Annotated in this window: 15 protein-coding genes and 1 pseudogene; 6 read left to right on the forward strand and 10 right to left on the reverse strand. The window is 64.2% G+C overall.

The features are described from left to right. Nucleotides 1-174 precede the first annotated feature (174 nt). Nucleotides 175-459, forward strand: a complete 285-nt coding sequence (locus A9762_RS20085; protein WP_069343784.1) for a hypothetical protein — start codon at nucleotides 175-177, stop codon at nucleotides 457-459. An 11-nt stretch (nucleotides 460-470) separates the two neighbouring features. Here the strand turns inward: A9762_RS20085 and A9762_RS20090 are convergent, their stop codons facing one another. Beyond that, nucleotides 471-1,172 carry a DUF2092 domain-containing protein gene (locus tag A9762_RS20090; protein WP_170836286.1) on the reverse strand — a complete coding sequence of 234 codons (702 nt, stop codon included), beginning with the start codon at nucleotides 1,170-1,172 and terminating at the stop codon, nucleotides 471-473. A gap of 689 nt (nucleotides 1,173-1,861) precedes the next feature. On the opposite strand from A9762_RS20090, the gene A9762_RS20095 reads away from it, so the two are divergent. Together A9762_RS20095 and A9762_RS20100 are read left to right on the forward strand one after the other, a co-directional pair. Further along, complete coding sequence (locus A9762_RS20095; protein WP_069343785.1) at nucleotides 1,862-2,482, forward strand: hypothetical protein; 621 nt, start codon at nucleotides 1,862-1,864, stop codon at nucleotides 2,480-2,482. 139 nt (nucleotides 2,483-2,621) lie between these two features. Next, the gene (locus A9762_RS20100) at nucleotides 2,622-3,200 is read left to right on the forward strand and encodes a hypothetical protein (RefSeq protein ID WP_069343786.1); all 579 of its coding nucleotides are present in this window, start codon (nucleotides 2,622-2,624) and stop codon (nucleotides 3,198-3,200) included. Here A9762_RS20100 and A9762_RS20105 read toward each other — a convergent pair. The 5 genes and pseudogenes from A9762_RS20105 to A9762_RS20125 form a co-directional block, all read right to left on the reverse strand. Next, nucleotides 3,188-4,654 (reverse strand): heavy metal sensor histidine kinase, encoded by a 1,467-nt coding sequence (locus A9762_RS20105; RefSeq protein WP_083254128.1) that lies wholly within the window; start codon nucleotides 4,652-4,654, stop codon nucleotides 3,188-3,190. The genes A9762_RS20100 and A9762_RS20105 overlap by 13 nt on opposite strands. Nucleotides 4,655-4,695: 41 nt before the next feature. After that, nucleotides 4,696-5,370, reverse strand: a complete 675-nt coding sequence (locus A9762_RS20110; protein ID WP_069343788.1) for a heavy metal response regulator transcription factor — start codon at nucleotides 5,368-5,370, stop codon at nucleotides 4,696-4,698. A gap of 9 nt (nucleotides 5,371-5,379) precedes the next feature. Beyond that, nucleotides 5,380-6,870 (reverse strand): efflux transporter outer membrane subunit, encoded by a 1,491-nt coding sequence (locus A9762_RS20115; RefSeq protein ID WP_069343809.1) that lies wholly within the window; start codon nucleotides 6,868-6,870, stop codon nucleotides 5,380-5,382. Nucleotides 6,871-6,911: 41 nt separating this feature from the next. Then, nucleotides 6,912-8,172, reverse strand: a pseudogene (locus A9762_RS20120) (efflux RND transporter periplasmic adaptor subunit). Between the two features lie 141 nt (nucleotides 8,173-8,313). Then, the gene (locus A9762_RS20125) at nucleotides 8,314-11,520 is read right to left on the reverse strand and encodes an efflux RND transporter permease subunit (RefSeq protein WP_069343789.1); all 3,207 of its coding nucleotides are present in this window, start codon (nucleotides 11,518-11,520) and stop codon (nucleotides 8,314-8,316) included. Nucleotides 11,521-11,869: 349 nt separating this feature from the next. Here A9762_RS20125 and A9762_RS20130 point away from each other — a divergent pair, with 349 nt between their 5' ends. Further along, nucleotides 11,870-13,009, forward strand: coding sequence for a Dyp-type peroxidase (locus A9762_RS20130; protein WP_069343790.1), 1,140 nt, complete (start codon nucleotides 11,870-11,872; stop codon nucleotides 13,007-13,009). Beyond that, on the forward strand, nucleotides 13,006-13,836 hold the full coding sequence (locus A9762_RS20135) for a family 1 encapsulin nanocompartment shell protein (RefSeq protein ID WP_069343791.1): 831 nt from the start codon (nucleotides 13,006-13,008) through the stop codon (nucleotides 13,834-13,836). The genes A9762_RS20130 and A9762_RS20135 overlap by 4 nt, the downstream gene beginning before the upstream one ends. 94 nt (nucleotides 13,837-13,930) lie before the next feature. Here the strand turns inward: A9762_RS20135 and A9762_RS20140 are convergent, their stop codons facing one another. The 4 genes from A9762_RS20140 to A9762_RS20155 all read right to left on the reverse strand — a co-directional run bounded on the left by A9762_RS20140 (nucleotide 13,931) and on the right by A9762_RS20155 (nucleotide 19,188). Then, entirely contained in the window at nucleotides 13,931-15,718 is a 1,788-nt protein-coding gene (locus A9762_RS20140) for a glycosyltransferase family 39 protein (RefSeq protein WP_083254129.1), read from the reverse strand. Between the two features lie 42 nt (nucleotides 15,719-15,760). After that, complete coding sequence (locus A9762_RS20145) at nucleotides 15,761-17,221, reverse strand: HAMP domain-containing sensor histidine kinase (protein WP_083254130.1); 1,461 nt, start codon at nucleotides 17,219-17,221, stop codon at nucleotides 15,761-15,763. Continuing rightward, nucleotides 17,218-17,877, reverse strand: coding sequence for a response regulator transcription factor (locus tag A9762_RS20150; RefSeq protein ID WP_069343793.1), 660 nt, complete (start codon nucleotides 17,875-17,877; stop codon nucleotides 17,218-17,220). The genes A9762_RS20145 and A9762_RS20150 overlap by 4 nt, the downstream gene beginning before the upstream one ends. A 318-nt stretch (nucleotides 17,878-18,195) precedes the next feature. Continuing rightward, a complete protein-coding gene (locus A9762_RS20155; RefSeq protein WP_069343794.1) occupies nucleotides 18,196-19,188 on the reverse strand; it encodes a LysR family transcriptional regulator in 993 nt (330 codons plus the stop codon). A 183-nt stretch (nucleotides 19,189-19,371) separates the two neighbouring features. Here A9762_RS20155 and A9762_RS20160 point away from each other — a divergent pair, with 183 nt between their 5' ends. Continuing rightward, nucleotides 19,372-21,243: a sulfatase-like hydrolase/transferase gene (locus tag A9762_RS20160; RefSeq protein ID WP_083254131.1), complete on the forward strand. Its 1,872-nt coding sequence runs from the start codon at nucleotides 19,372-19,374 to the stop codon at nucleotides 21,241-21,243. Nucleotides 21,244-21,356 lie beyond the last annotated feature (113 nt).

Consider the following 21,356-nt stretch of genomic DNA (forward strand, 5'->3'; position numbering starts at 1 on the left):
TGGGCCCGGGGGATGGGGATCAGGTCCGGGTCCCGGCCCCGGCCCGGGCGGTGGCCCGGGTGGGTGCGGCCCGGGGCCGGGATTCGGCGAAGGACTTGGTCCGGGTCCGGGGTTTGGGTGCGGGCCCGGGCCGGGTTGTGGTCCCGGCCCCGGAGGCTGCCCACCGGCGTGGGATTGCCCGCCGCCATTTGGTGGGCCACCGGTATTGGCATGTGCTGGCATGCCGCCTCGTGTGGCGCCGCTCAGATTGCCCTGATGGGACGCACCGCCCCCCTGAACGCTGCCGCCGTGGAAACCGCCGCCACCGCCGTGAAGGCTGGTGCGCGCACCGCCGCGAAAACCGAAGCCATGGCTGGCCGTCGACGTCAGGACGAGTATCGCAGCGGCGGCCAGACAGGTGGCACGGGCCACGGCAGCGATGCGTGGTTTGCGCGAATCGGCTGTGGCCGTTGGACGTGAGGTCGTTCGCATCATCGCTGACCTCCCGCCACCGGTTCGTCTTGCGTTGCGGCCGACGGCGGGCGCATTTCGATACGTTGCGCGCCTGCCGGTGCGGTGTAGGTGAATGTGCCCGCAGGGAAGGTCGGGTTCACATTCCAGCGGTAATTCACCGAGTGCCGGGGGCGTGACGGTTGCGACGTATCCGTGATGACGAAACGGCACGGCAGCGGCCGCGAGCCGGCGCTGATCCACAATTCCCAATCGACATCGGGTTGCTGATACGCGTAGTGGTTGCACCATTCGCCACCGACCCGGTCAAGCCCGATAAACAGTGCCGAGCGCAATTGCGCCGCATCGTCGGGATCCATTCCCCAATAGAAAAGATCCGCGAGCGGCATGCCGACCTGGTACTTCTCATCGATATCGCGAATCAATGCATCGATAGTCGGTGGCGCGCCAACCTGACTGTAAAAACGTTTGCCCTGCGACTGCTCGTAAAGCGTGAAGGTTTTGCCGTCGTATACGAAGCCACGATGGCGCGCCTGTCCGCTGACCACGGCACGCACTTTATCGGGGCGTTGAACGGAAAGCGCAGTGTGATGCAGGAAGCCGATGTTTTGTCCGGTGCTCAACACGGCATCCGTCACGGTATCGGCATCGACATGAAAGCGTTTGAGCGACCGCAGATAACGACTCATTTTCGTGAGCGCATCGACCGCTCCTTGCTGCATTTCCGGCATCGCCTGAGCCGGTGTCGAGCTGTCTGATCCGGGCGCCTGGGCCAGCACGGGCGCGGCCCCAAGCAGAGCCCCGGTCAGCAGGGTGACCACAACGGCAAGGGGGAGGTGCGGCCGGGAAGCCCGGCGGGAGTCGGGGAAAGGCACTGTGTGACCTCATTCGAATATTGAAATTGAACGGGACGACAACGACGTGCGGGCACGACACCGGCAAAGCAATGCCTGTGCGGCATTAGATGGAGGGTATTGAATCAGAATAGTAATTCGGATTGCAAACTGTCAAGCTTCGAAAAGATCATCCGAATGGATTAGGAATTACTTGAAACTCGTAAGTATTTTTGTAACAAGGTGTATCTGTTTTTCCGTTCGTGGTGAATCTGTCGCTGCCGGAGTTGACGAGAAGTACTGATCTATATCAAATCGCGATACTTATTTTCCCCATAACTCGGGAATTCTTCGTTCATGTATGGAAAAATTCGGGCAATTTAAATGACAAGAATAGATTGCGATATTTGGTATGCAATTCAGAACGAACTTGCAGCTTTGAATTATTTTGTTACTATCCGATGGAAACGTACGGGTTTCTACGCGGTCGGGAATTCCCGTTGTTTTAGTTCGGATAATTAACTAATTTGCGATCCCGGATATGGGAATCGCATTCTTCGATAACAAAAGGACTCACCATGAAGCTCGCGAACGCCATGATGTTGGCTGGTCTGCTGTCGTTGGGAACGGTGGTTCATGCGCAGGATGCGGCACGTCCGGCGCCGATCGTTGCGGGTGGCGTTGTCGAATATCGCACGACCTTGCTTGGCGTCGACGTGAAGAATCGCAGTATCAAAGTCGCGGACGAACAGGGCAAACCGGTGACGTTTCTGGTTGGCCCGGCGGTGCAGAACTTCGAGCAACTGCGTAAAGGTGACAAGATCATCGTCGCGTACGAGCGTTCCGTCGCGATTTCCGTGGCACCGGGAGACGGCATTCGCAGCCGTGTCGTGACTGAAGGCGCAAATCGCGCCGCACCGGGGGAGAAGCCTGCTGCCGACGCCGCACGCAATCTGAAGGTGGTGGCCACGGTGCAGCGCATCGATCGCAAGTCGAATGTCGTCACGCTGCGCGGCCCGCAGCGCACCGTCGACGTCAACGTCGAAGATCCGAAATTGCTGGAAGGCGTGAAGGTCGGCGACGCCGTCACGGTGAATTACACCGAAGCCGTTGCGATTGCCGTGACGCCCGATCCGTCGGCCAAGCGCACGTCGAAGCCGCGAGTCCCGCCGGTTCCGGCATCGGCACCGAAGCCCTGAGGTATCGTCTGACGGCTGCGGCGCGCTGCCCGTAGCCGTCATGACTGCATGACTGTCGTCAACGTGGTGTTGTCGGTGCGCGATCCGGTGCATCGGCGCACAGCGTCCCCCCTGATACGGCAAGCACCCGGAGATCGCCATGGCACGGTCCGCCTTGAAGTTCGACGATGCAACCTATGCTGCCTTGCTTGGTGCCGCACGCGATGCGGACGCAGCACACCCCCACAACAATCCCGCCTTCCTCGATGCGTTCCTGGCGGACGCGTGGAAAGCCGCGCACCGCATTTACGGTGCGCAAACCTATCTGCGTTTCATGGCGCAGTCGGGCGTGACGCGCCGTCCGAGCGCCGGTACGGTGCAAAAGGCCATCGTTCGGGCACGCGCAATGTTCGAAACGCCCGCCATTCCTGCCTTTGGCTCGATGCCGGGGGCTGGCGGGGTCGTCTGGGCGCAGCAACTGGAGCAGAATCTGGCGCGCGCCATGACGTTGCTCGACGCCATGCCCGAGAGTCATCATGCGCTCGGTGATGGCGCCGATGTGGCGGATGCCATGCGGCGAGTCCACCATCTCGAGCGGGAAAATCTGGAGTTACGTGCGCGTCTTGCGCAGATGACGGTGGCCGCAGCCTACGCTCGGGAAGCCCTGGGCGAGACGTTGACCGGTTTCACGCCGCATGCCATGTCGCAGGCGAACAACCTCGGCCGTCACGGCGTTTGACGCGCCAGTGATGTCGGTGTCGATGATGACGGCGCATCGGTAGCAGGCGACGGCGCAGGCGTCCCGTCGTCGTCTTTGCCGCCCGCCTTGGCGATCACGGAAAAGCCGAACGCGTTGAAGCCGTCTGCGCTGCGCGCCCATACCGTCCCGCCGTGCATCTCGGCAATGGCCTTCACGATCGCCAGTCCCAGCCCGTGATTCTCGCGACTGTTCGTGCGCGAGGCCTCCGCCCGGTAGAACCGGTCGAACAGGTGCTTGAGCACTTCCGGCGGGATCGGCGCCCCCGGGTTGACAACTTCGATATGCACTTGGCGCGCGTCGTCCGGTCTCGGCGAGATACGGACGTCGATGTTGGCGCCCGGCGCGCAATGCTCCACGGCGTTGATGACCAGATTGGCCAGCGCCCGGCCGAACAACGCCTTGTTGACGTGTGCGAACGCACTGCCGTGCAGACGCGCGCTGACCTGCGCCTCTTCCAGCGGAATCTCCAGAAACTCCAGCGTATGCGCGGCCTCGCTGCCAAGCGATACGGCAGTGAGGCCCGTGGCGCGTTCGCCCTGATCGGCGCGCGACAGGAACAGCATGTCGTTGATGATGGTGCGCATGCGCCCCAGTTCTTCGAGGTTCGATTGCAGCAGGACACGCAATTCCTCGACTGGCCGGTCGCGTGTAAGCGCGACTTCCGTCTGCCCGATCAGGATGGTGACGGGCGTGCGTAACTCGTGCGCCACGTCAGCGTTGAATGATTCAAGTCGCTCGTAAGCGCTGTCGAGCCGGGCCAGTGCACCGTTGAACGAGTGCGCCAGATCGTCGAGTTCGACGGGCAGCGAGCGGGTCACGAGGCGCTGCTTCCGGTTGTCGGGCCGAATTTCGGACGCTTCGCGTGTGAGCCGCCGCAACGGCGACAGGCCGAGACGCGTGACGGAGAAGGTCAGCAGCAGCACGCCGAGTGCGCCCAGCCCCGAGAGCGCGGCAAGACTCAGGCCGAAGGCCCGCAACGTCTGCTCGTTGGGGGCGTAGCTCGCGGCAACTTGCAGGACGACGGCAGGACGCGTGCCATAGGGCGGCAGAATCTCGCGCGTGGTCAGCATGTCGTCGCCGCCGTTGTCGGGGCTTAACCGTACATACCCGTTGGACAGTCGCTTGACGAACATGCCGCCCACGGGCGTGCCGAACGTGTATCGCGGGTCGTCGCTGGTGACCGAATAGGTCGTGGTGCCGTCGCGCGGGGTCATGTCGCTCAGTTTTTCCCGCACGATCTGCCACTTCTCGGGGGTGCCGCCGTGATAGACGATGATGTGGGCGATCTGTGCACGGTCGTCGAGCGACTCGCGCAGGTGACGCTCCAGTTGCACGCGTAACACCAGATACAACGCCGCGCCCACGAGCGCGAACACCGACAGCGCCACAACGGCGAACATGGCGGCAAGGCGGCGGGAGATCGAGTGTTTCACGGTAGCGTTCGGGTGCAGGTTCGCGTAGGCGGGCTTACAGCTTACGCCTCGCGAACCTCCAGCACATAGCCCATGCCGCGCACGGTGTGCAGCAGCTTGGTAGTGAAGGGGCCGTCGAGCTTCGCGCGCAGGCGCTTGATGGCGGTCTCGACGACGTTCGTGTGGCTATCGAAGTTGACGTCCCAGACCAGTTCGGTAATGGCCGTCTTCGAGAGAATATCGCCCTGACGGCGTGCCAGCACCGATAGCAACTGGAACTCCTTGGCGGTGAGGTCGAGGCGGTGACCGTCGCGCGTGGCACGGCGTCCGATGAGATCGACGAACAGGTCGCCGACCGAAATCAGTGTGGACTCCTGCACCCGCGTACGGCGGGCGAGGGCGTGCAGGCGTTCGACGAGCTCGATGAAGGAAAACGGCTTCGTCAGGTAATCGTCGGCCCCTTCGCGCAAGCCGCGCACCCGGTCGTTCACGTGATCACGCGCCGTGAGCATGATGACCGGCGTTGACTTGCGTTCGCGCAACGACCCCAGCACGGCGAAGCCATCGCGTTTGGGCAGCATGACGTCCAGCACGATCACGTCATAGTCGAACTCCAGCGCCAGATGCGTGCCTTCCTCGCCATCGAGCGCAACGTCGACCACCCAGCCTTGCTCGGTCAGGCCGGCGCGCAGATAGTCCACTACCTTTTGTTCGTCTTCAACGATCAGTACTTTCATGTCGTCCCCTCATCTTTGCGCATTATACGAGTCAGATGGAGCGTCGGCCGACGAGGTGGAAGCGGTCTCGGACGGTTGCCATCCGCCACCCAGCGCCTTGACCAACGCGACCGACAGCACGAGTTGCTGGCCACGAATCTGTACATCCTGACGCTCGCTCGCGAGCGCCGCCTGCTGCGCCGTAATCACGCTCAGGTAGGCCGTCAGGCCGCCGGAGTAGCGGTCGTTGGCGAGGCTGAGCAGACGTTCGGCGTCGACGACGGCCGCGCGAGATTCCCGTGCGGCGGCGTCCAGCACCGACAGGCCGGTCACGCCGTCCTGCACTTGCTGGAACGCGGTGAGCACCGTCTGGCGGTAGTTCGCCTCGACGCCGCGATAGCCGGCGCTGGCGAAGTCGACGTTGGCCTGACGTCGTCCGCCGTCGAAGATGGCCTGCGACGCGAGCGTGCCCAGCGTCCACAGCAGGCTAGGTGCGGAGAGCAGATTGGCAAACTCGGTGCTTTGCCAGCCAATGCCCGGATTGAGCATCAGGCTGGGGAAGAACGCGGCCTTTGCTACGCCGATCTGCGCGTTCGCGGCGGCCATGCTGCGTTCGGCCGAGGCGACGTCGGGGCGTCGTTGCAGGATGTCGCTCGGCACGCCCAGCGGAATCGGCGGCAACGCCTTCGGCAGTGGCCCCTCGGCCACGGAGAACGCCGGGGCGGGAACGCCGACGAGGGCGGCAATCGCATGCTCGTATTGATCGCGCTGCTGGTGCAGCAAACGCGCCTGCACGCGCGTCGAATCGAGTTGCGATTGCTGCTGAAGCACGTCGAGGCCCGAAACCGCGCCCAGATCGTGCTGAGCGCTGACGTAATCGAGCGCCTTCTGCTGCAACAGGACCGACTGGTCGAGCACCTTGATCTCGGCGTCCAGCGCACGCAACTGAAAGTACGCGGTGGCCAGTTGCGTCGTGAGCACCAGGCGCGCGTTCGCGAGATCGTCGCCCGCCTGTTCGGCAGACGCCTGCGCGCCTTCGACCTGACGTCGGATGCGCCCGAACAGATCGGTGTCGTAGCTGACGCCGAGGCCCAATTGCACGTTGTTCTGCACCGTCGACATGCTGCTCGACGAATAGCTCGTCACCGGCCGGTTCGCCGAGATACGCTGGCGCGCTAGCCCGAAGGACGCATCGACTTCCGGCAACCGTTGCGCGGAGGTGCCGGCGAGCGTCGCCTGCGCCTGATCGTAGTGCGCGACGGCGGCGGCAAGCGTCTGGTTCTGGGCGAGAGCCTGCGTTTCAAGCGCATCGAGCGCCGGTTCCTGGAACGCCTTCCACCAGTCGGGCTGCAACGCTGCGTGCGACGGTTGTGCGAGCTTCCAGAAACCGTCCGTTTTCCAGTCGGCAGGTGTCGAGACCTCGGGGCGATGATAGTCCGGGCCGACCGCGCAGGCGCCGAGCAGGGCGCAAAGCGCTGCCGCGGCAAGTCGTGTCGCGCTACGTTGCGCGCGGCGTACGATCGGGTGCCCCGGCGTGCGGACTTCCGGACGAATGGCCGGGCTCACGACTGATCCCCCTGCGGCTTCGCGTTGCTGCTCTTGGGCTTGCTACCCGAGCCCCCTTTCACGGCGAGCGCCTTGGCCTGCACGTGATCGCCGTCGTCGATGGAGTCGCTCGGGTTGACGATGACATGGTCGGTCGGCGACACGCCGTCGGCCAGTTCCAGCGACTGCCCGAGATCCTTGGCGATCACGATTTTTTGCAGATGCACCACGCCCTGATCGTCGACGACCGCCACGCGAGGGCCTTCGGCACGGAACAGCAGTGCGTTGGCCGGCACACTCAGGTGCGCCTGCACGGCGCTCGGCAAGGCCAGTTGCACGTAGGCGCCGGGGCGCAGTTTGCCGTCGGGATTGGGCAGGGCGGCTTCGATTTGCAGCGAGCGTGTCGTCACGTCGATCGCGCCCGACACATGGGTGATCTTGCCCTGGAAGTGCTGGCCCGGCAGTTCGGCCTGCGTGACGATGACCGGCTGGCCGACGGCCACGCCTTGCGCATACGCCTGCGGTACCTGCACGTAGACGCGCAGCGGATCGGTCTGCGCGAGTGAGAACAGCGCCTGACTGCTGCCGCTGCCTGCGGCGATCAGGTCGCCGATGTCGACATTGCGCTGCGTGATCACACCGTCGAAGGGGGCAACGATTCGCTTGAACGACTCCAGTTGCTGAAGCCGCTTGACGTTGGCGTCGGCGGCGGCGAGGTTCGCCACGCCCTGCGTGTACGTGCTCTGGCGCTCGTCGAGCTCCTGTTGCGAGACGGCGTCACGTTGACGCAGTTGCCCAGCGATCGAGCGACGACTTGGCGAGGCCGAGGCTGGCGCTGATCTGATTACGCTGTGCGATGGCCTGTGCGAGTTCCTGATCGATTTCCGGCGTATCGAGGTCGGCGAGCAACTGGCCCTGCTTCACCCGTGCGCCAATGTCGACGTAGCGGTGCAGCAGATAACCCGTCGCCCGGGCGTAGATCGGCGACTCCACGGCGCCGCGCAGCGTGGCGGGCAGCAGCGTTTCGCTGGCTTCGGTGGCCTGCGGCGTGACCACGCTCACGTACTGCTTTGCGTTTTGTGCGGTCACATCGGCGACGTCGCGGCGTTGCAGCGCGTTGGAGATCGTGGTGCGTGCCGCGCCGGCGACCAGCAGCAGCGCGACGACGATGAGCGCGATCTTGGCGCGCCGGAATTCGCCGTGACGCGGGGGCAACTGCCGGCCGTCGGCAGGATCGTGCTCGGGAATGGCCAGTTCGGCGTGATGTTTCTCGGTCATGTCGTTCAACCCGTCAAATCTTGATATCTGGTAGGTGAGGCGATGGTTTTTGCGCCTCGGGCACTTGGGGCCGCGCTATCTCGTTCGATGCCCTCGCTGCACTCGTTGCTCGCGATACGATTGGCGCGGCCAGCGCGGTCGTTAGTGTCCTGTGCTGTCATGGCTGTCGCCTTGCGCCGGTGCCGGGGTGTTGCCCGCTCGTCGCGCCTTACGGCGCGCCAGTCGCGTATGAACGCCCGCGAAGACCAGCGGCACGAAGAAGAGCGTCGAGACCGTAGCGAACATCAGTCCACCGATCACGGCACGCCCCAGCGGCGCGTTCTGTTCGGCGCCTTCGCCGAGGCCCAGCGCCATCGGCACCATCCCGATAATCATGGCCAGCGCGGTCATCAGCACCGGACGAATCCGGCTGGCGCCCGCTTCCAGCGCGGCCTTGAGCGGCGCCATGCCGGCTTCCATGCGCTGCCGTGCGAAGGCCACCACGAGAATACTGTTGGCGGTGGCGACCCCCATGGTCATGATGGCGCCGGTTAGCGCCGGTACCGAGAGTCGCGTACCGGACAGGAACAGCATCCAGACAATGCCGGCGAGGGCGGCGGGCAGGGCGCTCACGATGATGAGCGGATCGACCCACGACTGGAAATTCACCACGATCAGCAGGTAGACCAGCACAATGGCCATCGCCACGCCGATGCCCAGCCCCAGATAGGAGCTTTGCATCGTGCTGACCTGACCGCGTACGACGATCTGGCTGCCGCGCGGCAAATCCTTGCGCGCCTGCGTCACGAGCTTGTCGATGTCGCTCGCCACGCTGCCCAGATCCCGGCCTTCCACGCTCACGAAGATGTCGATGACCGGGCGGATGTTGTAGTGACTGACGACGGCGAAGCGCTGCGTCGGCTCGACCTTCACGAAGTTGGCGAGCAACTGGGGCTGGCCGTTATTGGCCGTGCCTGCGACCGGCAGACGCAGCAGATCGTCCATCGAGCTGATGCGGTACTGCGGCGACTGCACCGACAGGCTGTACTCCACGCCGTTCTGTTCGTTGAACCAGAAGCCCGGCGACGTCTGCGAGCTACCCGAGAGCGAAATCAGGACGTTCTGCGCGACGGCATTGGCGTTCAGGTTCAACTGCTGCAACCGCGTGCGATCCATGTCGAGGTGAATCGTCGGCGAGTTCACCCGTTGCTGGATGTGCGTGTCGACCGTGCCCGGCACTTGACGCACCTGCTTGAGCAGTTTTGTCGCCACATCGAAGTTCGCCAGCTGCTGGTTGCCGCTGATCTGAATGTCGATGGCGGCGGGCAGACCGAAGTTGAGAATCTGCGTGACGATGTCCGCCGGCTGGAAGAAGAACTCCACGCCCGGGAAACGTTGCGGTAGCAGGGCGCGCAGCTTGTCGACGTAAGTCGCGCTCGGATGGTGGTCCGGCGTCAGTGCGATCTGGATCTCACCGTCGAGCGTGCCGATCGTGCCCGAGTTGCTATATGAGAGGTTGATACCGCTGTAGGGCAGGCCGAGGTTGTCCAGGATGGTTTCGAGTTCGTTCGCCGGGACTACTTCGCGCACGACTTTCTCGACCTCGTCGGCCAGACGCGCCGTTTCCTCGATACGCGTGCCGGTCGGCGCCCGCATGTGCATGCGGATGTTGCCCGCATCGACCGACGGGAAAAAGTCGGCGCCCAGCGCGAACACCAGCCCCATCGACAGCACGCAGAACGCGAGGAAGCCCGTGGCGAAGACCCGGCGGCGGACGAGCAGCGTGGACAGCACCACGATGTACGCCCCGCGCATGCGCTCGAAGCCGGCATCGAAGCGTAGATAGATGCGACGGAACATGCCGGGTTTGGCGTTCGGATCGCTCGGATGGGCGTGGCCCATGAGCAGCATGGCCAGCGTGGGCACCAGCGTACGCGAGAGCACGTACGACGCCAGCATGGCGAACACCACGGCCTCGGCCAGCGGCACGAACAGGTAGCGCGCCACGCCGGTCAGGAAGAACATCGGCACGAAGACGATACAGATACACAGCGTCGAGACGAGCGCGGGGACGGCGATTTCCCCCGCCCCGTCGAGAATCGCCTGATGCAGCGGCGTGCCCATGTGTAAATGCCGCTCGATGTTCTCGATGGTGACCGTCGCATCGTCGACCAGAATCCCCACCGCGAGCGCCAGTCCGCCCAGCGTCATGATGTTGATCGTCTGGCCGAGCGCATGCAGCGCGAGCAGCGAGGAGAGGATCGAGAGCGGAATCGAGATGGCGATGATGCAGGTGCTGCGCCAGTTGCCGAGAAAGAGCAGGATCATGGCCGCCGTGAGCGCGGCGGCGATCAGCGCCTCGTGAATCACACCCTGCACGGCAGCCTTCACGAAGACCGACTGGTCGAACAGCGCCGAGATATGCAGGTCGGCAGGCAAGGCCGCCCGGGCTTCGGGCAACAGCGCCTTGAGTGAATCGACGACAGACAGCGTAGACGCATCGCCGGTCTTCATGATTGACATGAGCACGCCGCGCTGGCCGTTTTGCCGCACGATGTTCGTCTGCGGCGAGAAGCCCGTGCGCACGTGCGCCACCTCACGCAGATAGGTCGTGGCGCCGGCCACGGTGCGCACCGGAATGTTGTTCAGCCCTTCGACCGTCGGCGGCGAACCGTTCATGTCGACGGTGTACTCGCGCGGCCCGATCTTGGCGGTACCCGTGGGCAGGATCAGGTTCTGGGCGTTGACGGCGGCGACCACGTCCTGCGCCGTGAGACCCTTGGCGAGCAGGGCGCGCGTGTCGATGTCGACCGAGATCAGACGTGTCTTGCCGCCATACGGGTACGGCACGGCCGCCCCCGGGATCGTGACGAGCTGGGGACGCAGGAAATTGAGCGCGGTGTCGTTGAGTGCCGGCTCCGACAGGCTCGGGCTAGACAGACCCAGTTGCATGACCGGGATCGACGAGGCCGAATAGCTGATGACCAGTGGCGGCGTGGCCCCCGGCGGCATTTGCTTGACCTGCGCCTGTTCGACGGCGACGACCTGCGCGATGGCCGTCTGAATGTTGGCCGTCGGTTGCAGGAAGATTTTGATGATGCCGATGCCGGGCAACGATTGCGACTCGATGTGCTCGATGTTGTTGACGGTGGTCGTCAACCCGCGTTCGTTGCCGGAGATCATCCGGTCGGCAATGTCCTGCGCGGACAGCCCGTTATAGGTCCAGATGATGCTGATGACAGGGATGTTGATTTCCGGCAGCACGTCCACGGGCGTGCGCAGGAGCGCGAGCGGCGTGGCGAGCAGAATCAGAATGGCCATCACGATGAACGTGTAGGGCCGTTTGAGCGCAACGTTGACAATCCACATGATTCAGACGCGCTCGGGCGCAGTCGCAGGCGTACGGAACAAGGGCCGTCCGGTGAATGCGCACGCGGGCGCGCCACCGGTACCGGAAGGAACGCCGCCATGTTATGGGCGCGCCACCAACGCCAAAATGGCGCGAATATGGCGAAATTGACAGAATTGATGCGACCGCCCGTAAACCCGCGTCGCACAAGGGCCCGGTAGCGGAGATGTCGATGGGAGTGGCATATTACGGTGTGTTGCGTTATAAAGTTGACACACCAAAAGTCACTGTCCGATAGCCTTCGGTCGGTTTGCCGACCGGATTTGGCCCTCGTCAGCGGCAAGAACTCAAGTCCCAAGCAGGAAAGCAATGATCGAACGTCCGATTTCTCGCCCCGCCTCTGCTCCCGAGCCTGCCCCCGAACCCCAGCCCGTTTCCGGCACCGTCACCCGTAGCGCCATCTTTCTCGTCGCCACCGTTCGCGACGACGAAGCCGCACACGCCGCGGTTCGCAGTTGGTGTGCCGATGCCGCCGCGTATGTCCGCTCGGTCGGCAAGCGCGTGCCGAGCGGCAATCTGTCATGCGTGGTGGGTTTCAGCGACAACGCCTGGGATCGCCTGTTCGGCGACCCGCGCCCGGCGGAGCTGCATCCGTTCCGCGAATTCGGTGCCGGCAAGCGTCACGCCCCGGCCACCCCCGGCGATCTGTTGCTGCACATCCGCGCAGAGCAGATGGACCTGTGCTTCGACCTCGCCACGCTCATGCTGAACAAGCTGGGCGATGCCGTGACCGTCGTCGACGAGGTTCACGGCTTCCGCTATTTCGACATGCGCGCGATGATCGGCTTCGTCGACGGCACCGAGAACCCCGAAGGCCAGGAAGCGCTCGACTTCACGGTAATGGGCGACGAAGACCCCGACTTCGCCGGTGGCAGCTACGTGCTGGTGCAAAAGTACCTGCATGACATGACGGGCTGGAATGCGTTGCCGGTGGAGGTGCAGGAGCGCATCATCGGCCGCACCAAGTTCTCGGACGTCGAGCTCGACGAGGACGTCAAGCCGAGCAATTCGCACAGCGCGCTCACCACGCTCGAAGTCGACGGCAAGGAAGTGAAGATCCTGCGCGACAACATGCCGTTCGGCCGCCCCGGCTCGGGCGAGTTCGGCACGTTCTTCATTGGCTACGCGCGCTCGCCGTGGCCCATCGAGCAGATGCTGGAGAACATGTTCGTCGGCAAGCCGCCCGGTAACTACGATCGCTTGCTGGACTTCAGCACGGCGGTGACCGGCGGGCTGTTCTTCGTGCCCTCGGCCTCACTGCTGGAATCGTTGGCCGAACGTGAACCGGTGGCGGCTGCGGCCGGCGCTGGTCAGGCTATCAAGACGTTGATCGACGCACAGCCTTCCGGCGTGCAGGTCCTCGACGCTCAGGCTTCTCATCAGGCAAGCCCCGCACCTGCGGACGGCTCGCTGCAAATCGGATCGCTCAAAGGAGTTTCTCAGGCATGAATAACCTGCATCGCGAACTGGCCCCCATTTCGAGCGCCGCGTGGGCGCAGATCGAAGAAGAGGTGGCCCGCACATTCAAGCGTACGGTGGCCGCCCGTCGTGTGGTCGACGTGAAAGGCCCGGGCGGTCTGGCGCTCGCGGGCGTCGGCACCGGTCATCAGACGTCGATCGATGCGCCGCTCGACGGCGTGGGCGCGCGTCAGCGCGAAGTGAAGCCGCTCGTGGCGCTGCGTGTGCCGTTCGAGCTGTCGCGCGAAGCCATCGACGATGTCGAACGCGGTGCGAACGACTCCGACTGGCAACCGGCCAAGGACGCCGCCATCAAGCTGGCGTATGCCGAAGACCGTGCCATTTTCGACGGCTATGAAGCGGCTCGCATCACGGGCGTGCGTCAGGGCACGTCGAACCCGGTGCTACCGCTGCCGGACAACATCGCCGATTACCCGACCGTGATCGCCAAGGCGCTCGAACAACTGCGTCTGGAAGGTGTCGACGGTCCGTACAGCGTGTTGCTGGGTGCCGATGCCTACACGGCCGTCGCGGAAGCGAACGATCAGGGCTACCCGATTCTGGAGCACATCGGCCACATCGTGAGCGGCGAGATCATCTGGGCGCCGGCGATCGATGGCGGTTGTATCGTCTCGACGCGCGGTGGCGACTACGAGATGCACATCGGTCAGGACGTCTCCATCGGCTACCTCGACCACACGGCCACGACGGTTCGTCTGTATCTGGAAGAGACCTTCACCTTCCTGATGCTCACGGCCGAGGCAGGGGTGTCGGTCGGCAACGCCAAGCCCGCGGGCGTCAAGAAGAAAGCGAAGTAATTCGTTGAGGTCAATGCGTTAAAGCATTGACCCAAAAGAAAAACGGCTGAGACGGAAGTACCGTGCTCAGCCGTTTTTCGTTGTGCTTTGCCGATCAGTTGGCGGCGGGCGATGACGCCGTCGGAGCTGCCGAAGCTGCCGAAGCTGCTATGGGAGCATCGGCAGGCGTGCCGCCACTGGCGGACGCCGCATCCGTCGGTTTCTCGATGATGACGCGACGGTTATCGCGCGCAATGACCTTCATCGGCAGGCCGAGCGTCTCCAGCACCGTGAACTTCTCCGGATCGACCAGCGCGAGCGCCTTCGGATCGGCCATCCAGACATCCACGAACTTCTCCAGCGTGGGCACCCAGCTATCCGGCGCTTGCGAGATGCCGAACTCAAGCTCGTCCTGTACCGCGACCATGATCATCGGCTGATGCAGGTAATAGGGCATCGTGTGATCGAGCGTGCCGACCGAGTAGAACGGCGTGTCCGGCCCCAGTCGATCCATCTCCGCGCGCACGGCCGGCACCAGATCCACCCCCGAGCTGGCGCGTCCGAACGCTTCGTGGCCCGAGCCGCCGATCATCGCGAAGGCGAGCCAAGTGCCGGCGAAGGCGATCAGCGCCTGTTTGGTACTGCGCGTGCTCAACCAGCGCGTGATGCCGATGCCGATCAGACCGACCACGCTCGCCGCATACAGGTAGTTCGTGAACGCATGGTAGGCCTCGACGGTGTTACGGCTGTCCGAGTGATGCGAGAGGAACACGAGGCCCGTGACGATCGTCGCCACGAACAGCACGACGGACACGATCAGGTGCTTGCGCAGCGACTCGCGGGTCATGCCGGCCAGTCCGAGACCGAACAGCATGGCGATGGCCGGCACGATCGGCAGCACGTACGAAATCAGCTTCGAGTGCGAGAGCGAGAAGAAGCAGAAGATGAAGACGGCCCAGACCGTGATCATCAACACCGGACGGAAGCCGTTCGCCTGACGCGGCACGGCACGCGAGCCCGCGAAGGCGCGCGGGATCATCGACAGCCACGGCAGGAAACCGACGATCAGCACCGGCACGAAGTACCAGAGGGCGCCCGGGCGGTTGTGGTCCGGCTTCAGGAAGCGGTTGAAGTGCTCGTTGATGAAGAAAAATTCGAAGAACGACGGATTGCGCGACATCACAGCGGCGAACCACGGCACGGTGACGGCGAGCATCACGATCAGGCCGCTCACGAGATGCAGGCGTTTCCACAAGGCCCAGTCGCGTGCAATCAGGGTGTAGATCACGAGCACGGCACCGGGCAGTACCACGCCGATCAGGCCCTTGCTCAGGATCGACAGCCCCATCGCGGCCCAGCACAGCCACATCCAGTTACGCGTCTGCGTGTCGGTGAGACCCGGGCGCTGGGCAAGCAGCAGCGAGCACAGGACCAGCGTCATCATGAACGACAGCCCCATGTCGAGCACGTTGAAGTGACCGAGCAGGCTCCACAGCGGGGCGCTTGCCAGCGTGAGGGCGGCGAAGAAGCCCGCGCGGGCGCTGAACACGCGACGGCCGGTATAACCCACGAGCAGCACGCCGCCGAAACCGGTCAGCGCCGTCCACAGACGCGCCTGCCAGTCACCGAGACCGAAGACCATGAACGTGAGTGCGTTCATCCAGGTCTGGAACGGCGGCTTCTCGAAATACAGGTACCCGTTGTAGCGCGGTGTGACCCAGTCGCCCGTGACCAGCATTTCGCGGGCCATTTCGGCGTAGCGGCCTTCGTCGCTGGAGATCAGGTGGCGCAGATTCAGCACGCCGAACCAGACCAGCGCGAACACGATCAGCAGCCACAGCAGGGCCGCCGGAGAAATCGGCCAGGGCTCTAACCCGGCGTCACGTTGAGGACGTGTGGACATGAATGCGAAGCTTCCGTCTTGATGGATGAGGTGATGAGGCGGTTAACTGTTGTGAGCGCCGGGAGACTGTAACCCCTGAGCCCCCCGCGTGGGCTCGGTAGTCCCATTGGCCGGGTGATGTGTGCTTTGCGAGTGCTGCGGATTGTCTGGATTGTCCGGGTTCGGAAGTGCGACATGGACATGCAGGCCGCGAGGCGCTGACGCGCTGGCGTCCTGCAACTGGACCTGTCCGCCGAGCCTGTCGACGATGGCCCGCACGATCGCCAGTCCCAGTCCGGTGCCTTCGCCGCCGTGATCGCGGGATTCGCGATGATCGGTGGCGCGATAGAACGCGTCGAACACGCGCTCACGCTTGTCGGCATCGATGCCGGGACCGGAGTCGATCACGTCGATGATCACATCGCTCGCGGTCGACGACAGACGCACCGATACCGTGCCGCCCGCCGGGGTGTAACGCACGGCATTGCCGACGATATTGCCCAGCAGCGTGACGATGTCGCGTTTCGCACCGGCGACACGCAGGCCGGACCGTCCGGGCGGGTTCGCGGTGGCATTCGACGAGGCGTCGACGAGATCGAGCACGATCTGCTTGCGGTCGGCGAGCACGAATACGTCTTCCAGCGCTTCGTGCACGGCGGGCAGCAGCACCAGCGGCGGGGCGGGCACGATCGGGGCGCTTTGGGCTCTCGCAAGCGTGAGCAACTGTTCGATCAGGGTCCGGGTGCGTCGCAAACCGCTCTTGAGCTTGGTCAGACGGTTCCGCGTTTCCGCGTCGAGCCCTGCGGGTTCGAGTGCGCGGTCGAGGTTCTCCGACTGAATCACCAGTGCGGTAACGGGCGAGCGCAATTCGTGCGCGGCGTCGGCGACGAACCGGCGTTGTTCGTCGAGCGCCTTGTCGAGGCGGGACAGCAGACGGTTGATCGACACGATGAACGGCTCGATCTCGGTCGGCGCCCCTTGCGTATCGAGCCCACGCAGATCGGTATCGCGCCGTTTGTCGACTTCGGCAGCCAGTTGCTGCACGGGACGCCATGCGCGGCGAACCGTCCAGACGATGGCGGCGATGAGCAGCGGCACGAACACGACGAACGGTAGTGCGGTGCGCAAACCGCTATTGCGTGCGATCTCGTTGCGCCCCTCGGTCGGTTGCGCGACGACGATGCGCAGTTCCGGTCCGATGGTGCGCACGAAAGCGCGCCAGGTATGGTCGCCGGTGTTGACGGTGTGAAAGCCGTCGGACAACGTCACCGGAAACGTGCCGCCGAGACGTTGTACCGTCAGACGATAGTCGTGATCCTGAATCGGCAGGCCGTGCATGGCGCTGTCGGCACCGGCGAGATTGCGTGTATCGACAAGGGCGGCGAGTTGCAGCAGTTGGTCGTCCTGAAACCGGTAGGCTTCACGAAACGCCGCAGCGTAGGAGACGAAACCGGCAACGATGGCCAGCCCCAGCGCGCAGGCCGAGAGCGTGACCACCAGTCGCGACTGCAAGGAACGCATCATGCCTTGGGCACCAGCCAGCCCGCGCCACGGATATTACGGATGACGTCCGCCCCGAGCTTCTTGCGAATGGAGTGAATCAGGAAGTCGATCATGTTGCTCTCGATCTCTTCACCCCAGCCGTACAGGCGGTGTTCGAGGGCGTCGCGCGACAGGATCGTGCCCGGGCGAAGCATCAACGCATGCAGCAGCGCGTATTCGCGTGCCGAAAGCACGCAACTGTTCTCGCCGTACGTCGCCTGATGGGTGGCGGGATCGAGCGCGAGCGCGCCGTTGGTCAGCACCGGCACGGCCACCCCGGCGTGACGCCGGATCACCGCACGCATGCGGGCAAGCAGCTCGCCCACTTCGAACGGCTTCACGACGAAGTCGTCGGCACCGAGATCGAGGCCCTGAATGATGTCTTCGGCGCCGTCGCGAGCCGTGACGACGATGATCGGTGTACGCCCGCCCGCGCCACGATGGGCACGCAGGACTTCCCAGCCGTCGCGCCCCGGCAGGCCGAGGTCGAGCAGCATCAGGTCGTAGGCATGGGCGGCGAGGGCGGCCAGCGCGGCATCGCCGTCACGACACCAGTCGGCCGCATAGGAGGCGTCCTTGAGCGCCTGCATCATGGCCTCTCCGATCATGGAGTCGTCTTCTACGAGCAATATCCGCATGGTTTTCCGTACGCATTCTGGCGTGGCCAAGTCAGCCTACGCCTAAATCTTGCCGACCACGGAGGACGGCACGGGCGCACGATAGCGCGCGAAACTTAGGAGACACTTAGTGCGTGCGAACGCCCGCTGGCGCGACTATGCCACGTAAAGTTATAAACAATCAATGACTTAGCGGCGATTTTTCAAGTGATGTTGCGTTTCGATGATTTAGGCGCCTCGGATGAAAACGGGGCGGCAGGATCGCCCGCCGACCCACTTCGAGGGATTTCCCAGCTTCGGCCCTTGGGACTGGGGCCGGGCCGCTGGCGCCGAGTGCTTTCAGGAGGACGCGCGAGACGGGGGCGAGAGCGTGTGGGATACGTCCTGCAAGACGTCGATGAGTGCGAGTGCAGCGGCACTCGGCGCGTGACCATGCAATACGCCGACCGTTGGTGCAACGTGCGAAAACCGCAAACCGAAATCATGCAACGACGCCCCCAGCGGCGAGCGCGCCACGCCCAGACGTGATGCCAGGAACAGGCAAGGCATCGCCTGCGCCGTGCTGGCGTTGGTCATGAGCGTGACGGACTCCATGATGACGCGCGGCAGCGGCAGCCCCTGGTGTGCGAATTCGGTATCGATGGCACGGCGCATCGGCGTGCCCGGAGGCGGCACGATCCATGGGTAGCGCGCAGCGTCGGCCCAGTCCGGTGACGGATGCGAGACGAGCGGATGATGGCGCGCGCCGAAGACGCGAACCTCGTCGTCATAGAGCGGCACGACCCCGAAGCCTGCATTCATCGCGGTTTCGTCCAGTCGGCAGATGAGCAGATCGATCTCGTGCCATTGCGCGCGGGGCAGCAGGCGATCGAGCGTCTCTTCGAGCAAATTGATGCGTAGCGCCGGGCCGGTGCGTTCGAGCCGGGCGAGCGTCTGGGGCATCAGTACGCTCGCCATACCGGGAAGAATGCCGACGTTGACGGGCTTGGCCAGCCCGTCGCGCAACGCCTGCATGGCGGGCGCCACGCCCGCGAGGTCGGTCAGCATGCGCTCGGCGCGTTCCAGCAGTGCATCGCCATAGGGCGTTGGCGTGACGCGCCGCGTGGTGCGTTCGAACAGCGCGACGCCCAGCGCCTGCTCGATCTCGCGCAACCACTTGGACAGCGCCGGCTGGGTAATCGCTGCCGCCTCCGCCGTCCGGGCAAAACTGCGTGTGCGGCCCAGCCACCGGAGTGTCTCAAGGTCACGAATGCGTAGCTTGCGCAGCACGGCCGGGATCTGACGGGCGAGGGGCCCGGCGTCCGGACTTGGGGAGGGGCGCGCTTCGGTCATGGCTAAGGGAGTGAGGGATTCAAGGGGTAGGTAGACTTAGCGACGCCGCGCTATTGATGTCATTTTGGTAATGAATATAGCGTGACTTTTCATCGATGTGTACTGAGTCTTGCCAAATAATGAGACTCCCATCCGGTAGCCGACGCGTCGCACGACGTTGGCGCCTTCTCAGGAGCGAGACGCATGACACCCCACAAGCCTTCGTCCCCCGCAGCGTCGAACGACGACGTCACCTCAACGCCATCGTCAGGACCGAACCCGTCGCGGCGGGGCTTTCTGAAGCAGGCCGGTGCGGCGGTCGCGTCGGCAGGACTGACGTCTTCGGCCTTGGCCGCACCGACGTCCAGCCACCGTGAGCCGCATGTCGACGACGGTTACACGATGCCGCAGGAAGCGCCTGCCACGCCGCCAAAGGGCTACAACATTCTGTTCATCCTGACGGATCAGGAGCGGCACTTCGACAAGTGGCCGTTCCCGGTGCCGGGCCGGGAGCGCTTGCGCCGCGAGGGCGTGACGTTCATGAATCACCAGATCGCGGCCTGCGTTTGCTCGCCGTCGCGCTCCGTTGTGTACACCGGGCAGCACATTCAGCACACGCGCGTATTCGATAACTGCGGCATTCCGTGGCAGCCGGACATGTCGACCGACCTTCGCACCATCGGTCACATGATGCGGGACGCGGGGTATTACGCCGCCTATCTGGGCAAATGGCATCTGAGCGGCAAGCTGCATCAGAACCACACGCCCTACGACACCCCGACGCAGGCGTACAACGCGCTGTTCAAGTCGTACGGTTTCGACGACTACTTCGGCGTGGGCGATCTGATCGGACGCGTGCGTGGCGGCTACACCTACGACGGTCTGACGACATCGTCGGCAGTGTCGTGGCTACGCGGACGCGGTGCACAACTGGCGAGCGAACAGAAACCGTGGTTCATGGCGGTCAACCTCGTCAATCCGCACGACGCCATGTTCCTGAACACCGATCCCGCAGGCGTCGACACGCAGAACGCCAGCGGGCCGACGTTGGGCAACGCCCGTCCCCCGAAGAATGCGATTTACGACGCGCACTGGAATGTGCCGCTCGCCGCCACGCGTAAGCAGGCCTACGATGCGCCGGGGCGTCCGGCCGCGCACGGTGTCTACAACGCCGCCGAGGGCGTGCTGGTCGGCGACTATCCGCTCGACGACGCGCGGCTCCAGGTCTATCAGGACTATTACTTCAACTGCATTCGCGATTGCGACACGCACGTGGTGAAGCTGCTCGACACGCTGCGCGAGCTGGGCATCGACAAGAACACCATCGTGGTGATGAGTGCGGATCATGGCGACCATGTCGGCGCGCACAAGCTCGTGGGGAAGGGGCCGACGGCCTACCGCGAGCAGAACCACGTGCCGCTCGTCATTCGTCACCCGGCCTATCCGGGCGGGAAGCAATGCGCGGCCCTCAGTTCGCATCTGGACATCACGCCGACGCTGCTCGGATTGACGGGGCTCGACGCCGCAGGCGTTGCCCGCGTGGCAGGCGACGCGGCACACGGACACGACCTGACGCCGTTGCTGCGACGCCCCGAGCGGCAGGCCGTCGACGCGCTGCGCCCGGCAGCACTCTTCAATTACGCGATGCTGCTGTACTACGACAGCGAGTGGCTGGCACAGGAGTATGCAACGTTGCGTCAGAAAGGCGTGCCGATCGAGGAGATCCATCGGCGGGTGATCGCGCGTCAACCCGACTTCCGGCATCGCGGCATGATCCGCAGTGTTTTCGATGGGCGTTACCGCTTCTCGCGCTATTTCTCTCCCGAGCAGTTCAATCGGCCGACGTCGCTCGAAACGCTTTTCGCCAGTAATGACGTGGAGCTTTACGACTTGCACGCCGATCCGACCGAGTCGCACAATCTCGCGCTGTCGCCCCGTGCCAATGGCGCTTTGCTGCTTGCGATGAACGCGCTGCTCAACGACCGGCTCGATGCGGAAGTGGGCGACGACCGGCCCGACATTCTGCCGATCCGCGACGGCCGGGTGCACTTCATGTTCGAGAAGGCGACCGGCTGACTCAATAAGGCGTTGATGGCGTGAGGCCGCCTGGCAAGCCAATGACGTTGGCAGGTCAGGGGGCATCAATGGTACGCTCGTGCGACTGTGCGGCGGCTCGCCGCACGCGCCAG

It is taken from the genome of Pandoraea sp. ISTKB (assembly GCF_001721285.1).
GTDB lineage: Bacteria > Pseudomonadota > Gammaproteobacteria > Burkholderiales > Burkholderiaceae > Pandoraea > Pandoraea capi.

Bases quoted from the DNA above. Each gene is read 5' to 3' on its own strand.
- A9762_RS20150 (WP_069343793.1), bottom strand. From the start codon at position 17,877: ATGCGGATATTGCTCGTAGAAGACGACTCCATGATCGGAGAGGCCATG.
- A9762_RS20125 (WP_069343789.1), bottom strand. From the start codon at position 11,520: ATGTGGATTGTCAACGTTGCGCTCAAACGGCCCTACACGTTCATCGTG.
- A9762_RS20140 (WP_083254129.1), bottom strand. From the start codon at position 15,718: ATGTCCACACGTCCTCAACGTGACGCCGGGTTAGAGCCCTGGCCGATT.
- A9762_RS20160 (WP_083254131.1), top strand. From the start codon at position 19,372: ATGACACCCCACAAGCCTTCGTCCCCCGCAGCGTCGAACGACGACGTC.
- A9762_RS20095 (WP_069343785.1), top strand. From the start codon at position 1,862: ATGAAGCTCGCGAACGCCATGATGTTGGCTGGTCTGCTGTCGTTGGGA.
- A9762_RS20100 (WP_069343786.1), top strand. From the start codon at position 2,622: ATGGCACGGTCCGCCTTGAAGTTCGACGATGCAACCTATGCTGCCTTG.
- A9762_RS20135 (WP_069343791.1), top strand. From the start codon at position 13,006: ATGAATAACCTGCATCGCGAACTGGCCCCCATTTCGAGCGCCGCGTGG.
- A9762_RS20130 (WP_069343790.1), top strand. From the start codon at position 11,870: ATGATCGAACGTCCGATTTCTCGCCCCGCCTCTGCTCCCGAGCCTGCC.
- A9762_RS20155 (WP_069343794.1), bottom strand. From the start codon at position 19,188: ATGACCGAAGCGCGCCCCTCCCCAAGTCCGGACGCCGGGCCCCTCGCC.
- A9762_RS20145 (WP_083254130.1), bottom strand. From the start codon at position 17,221: ATGATGCGTTCCTTGCAGTCGCGACTGGTGGTCACGCTCTCGGCCTGC.
- A9762_RS20110 (WP_069343788.1), bottom strand. From the start codon at position 5,370: ATGAAAGTACTGATCGTTGAAGACGAACAAAAGGTAGTGGACTATCTG.
- A9762_RS20090 (WP_170836286.1), bottom strand. From the start codon at position 1,172: ATGCAGCAAGGAGCGGTCGATGCGCTCACGAAAATGAGTCGTTATCTG.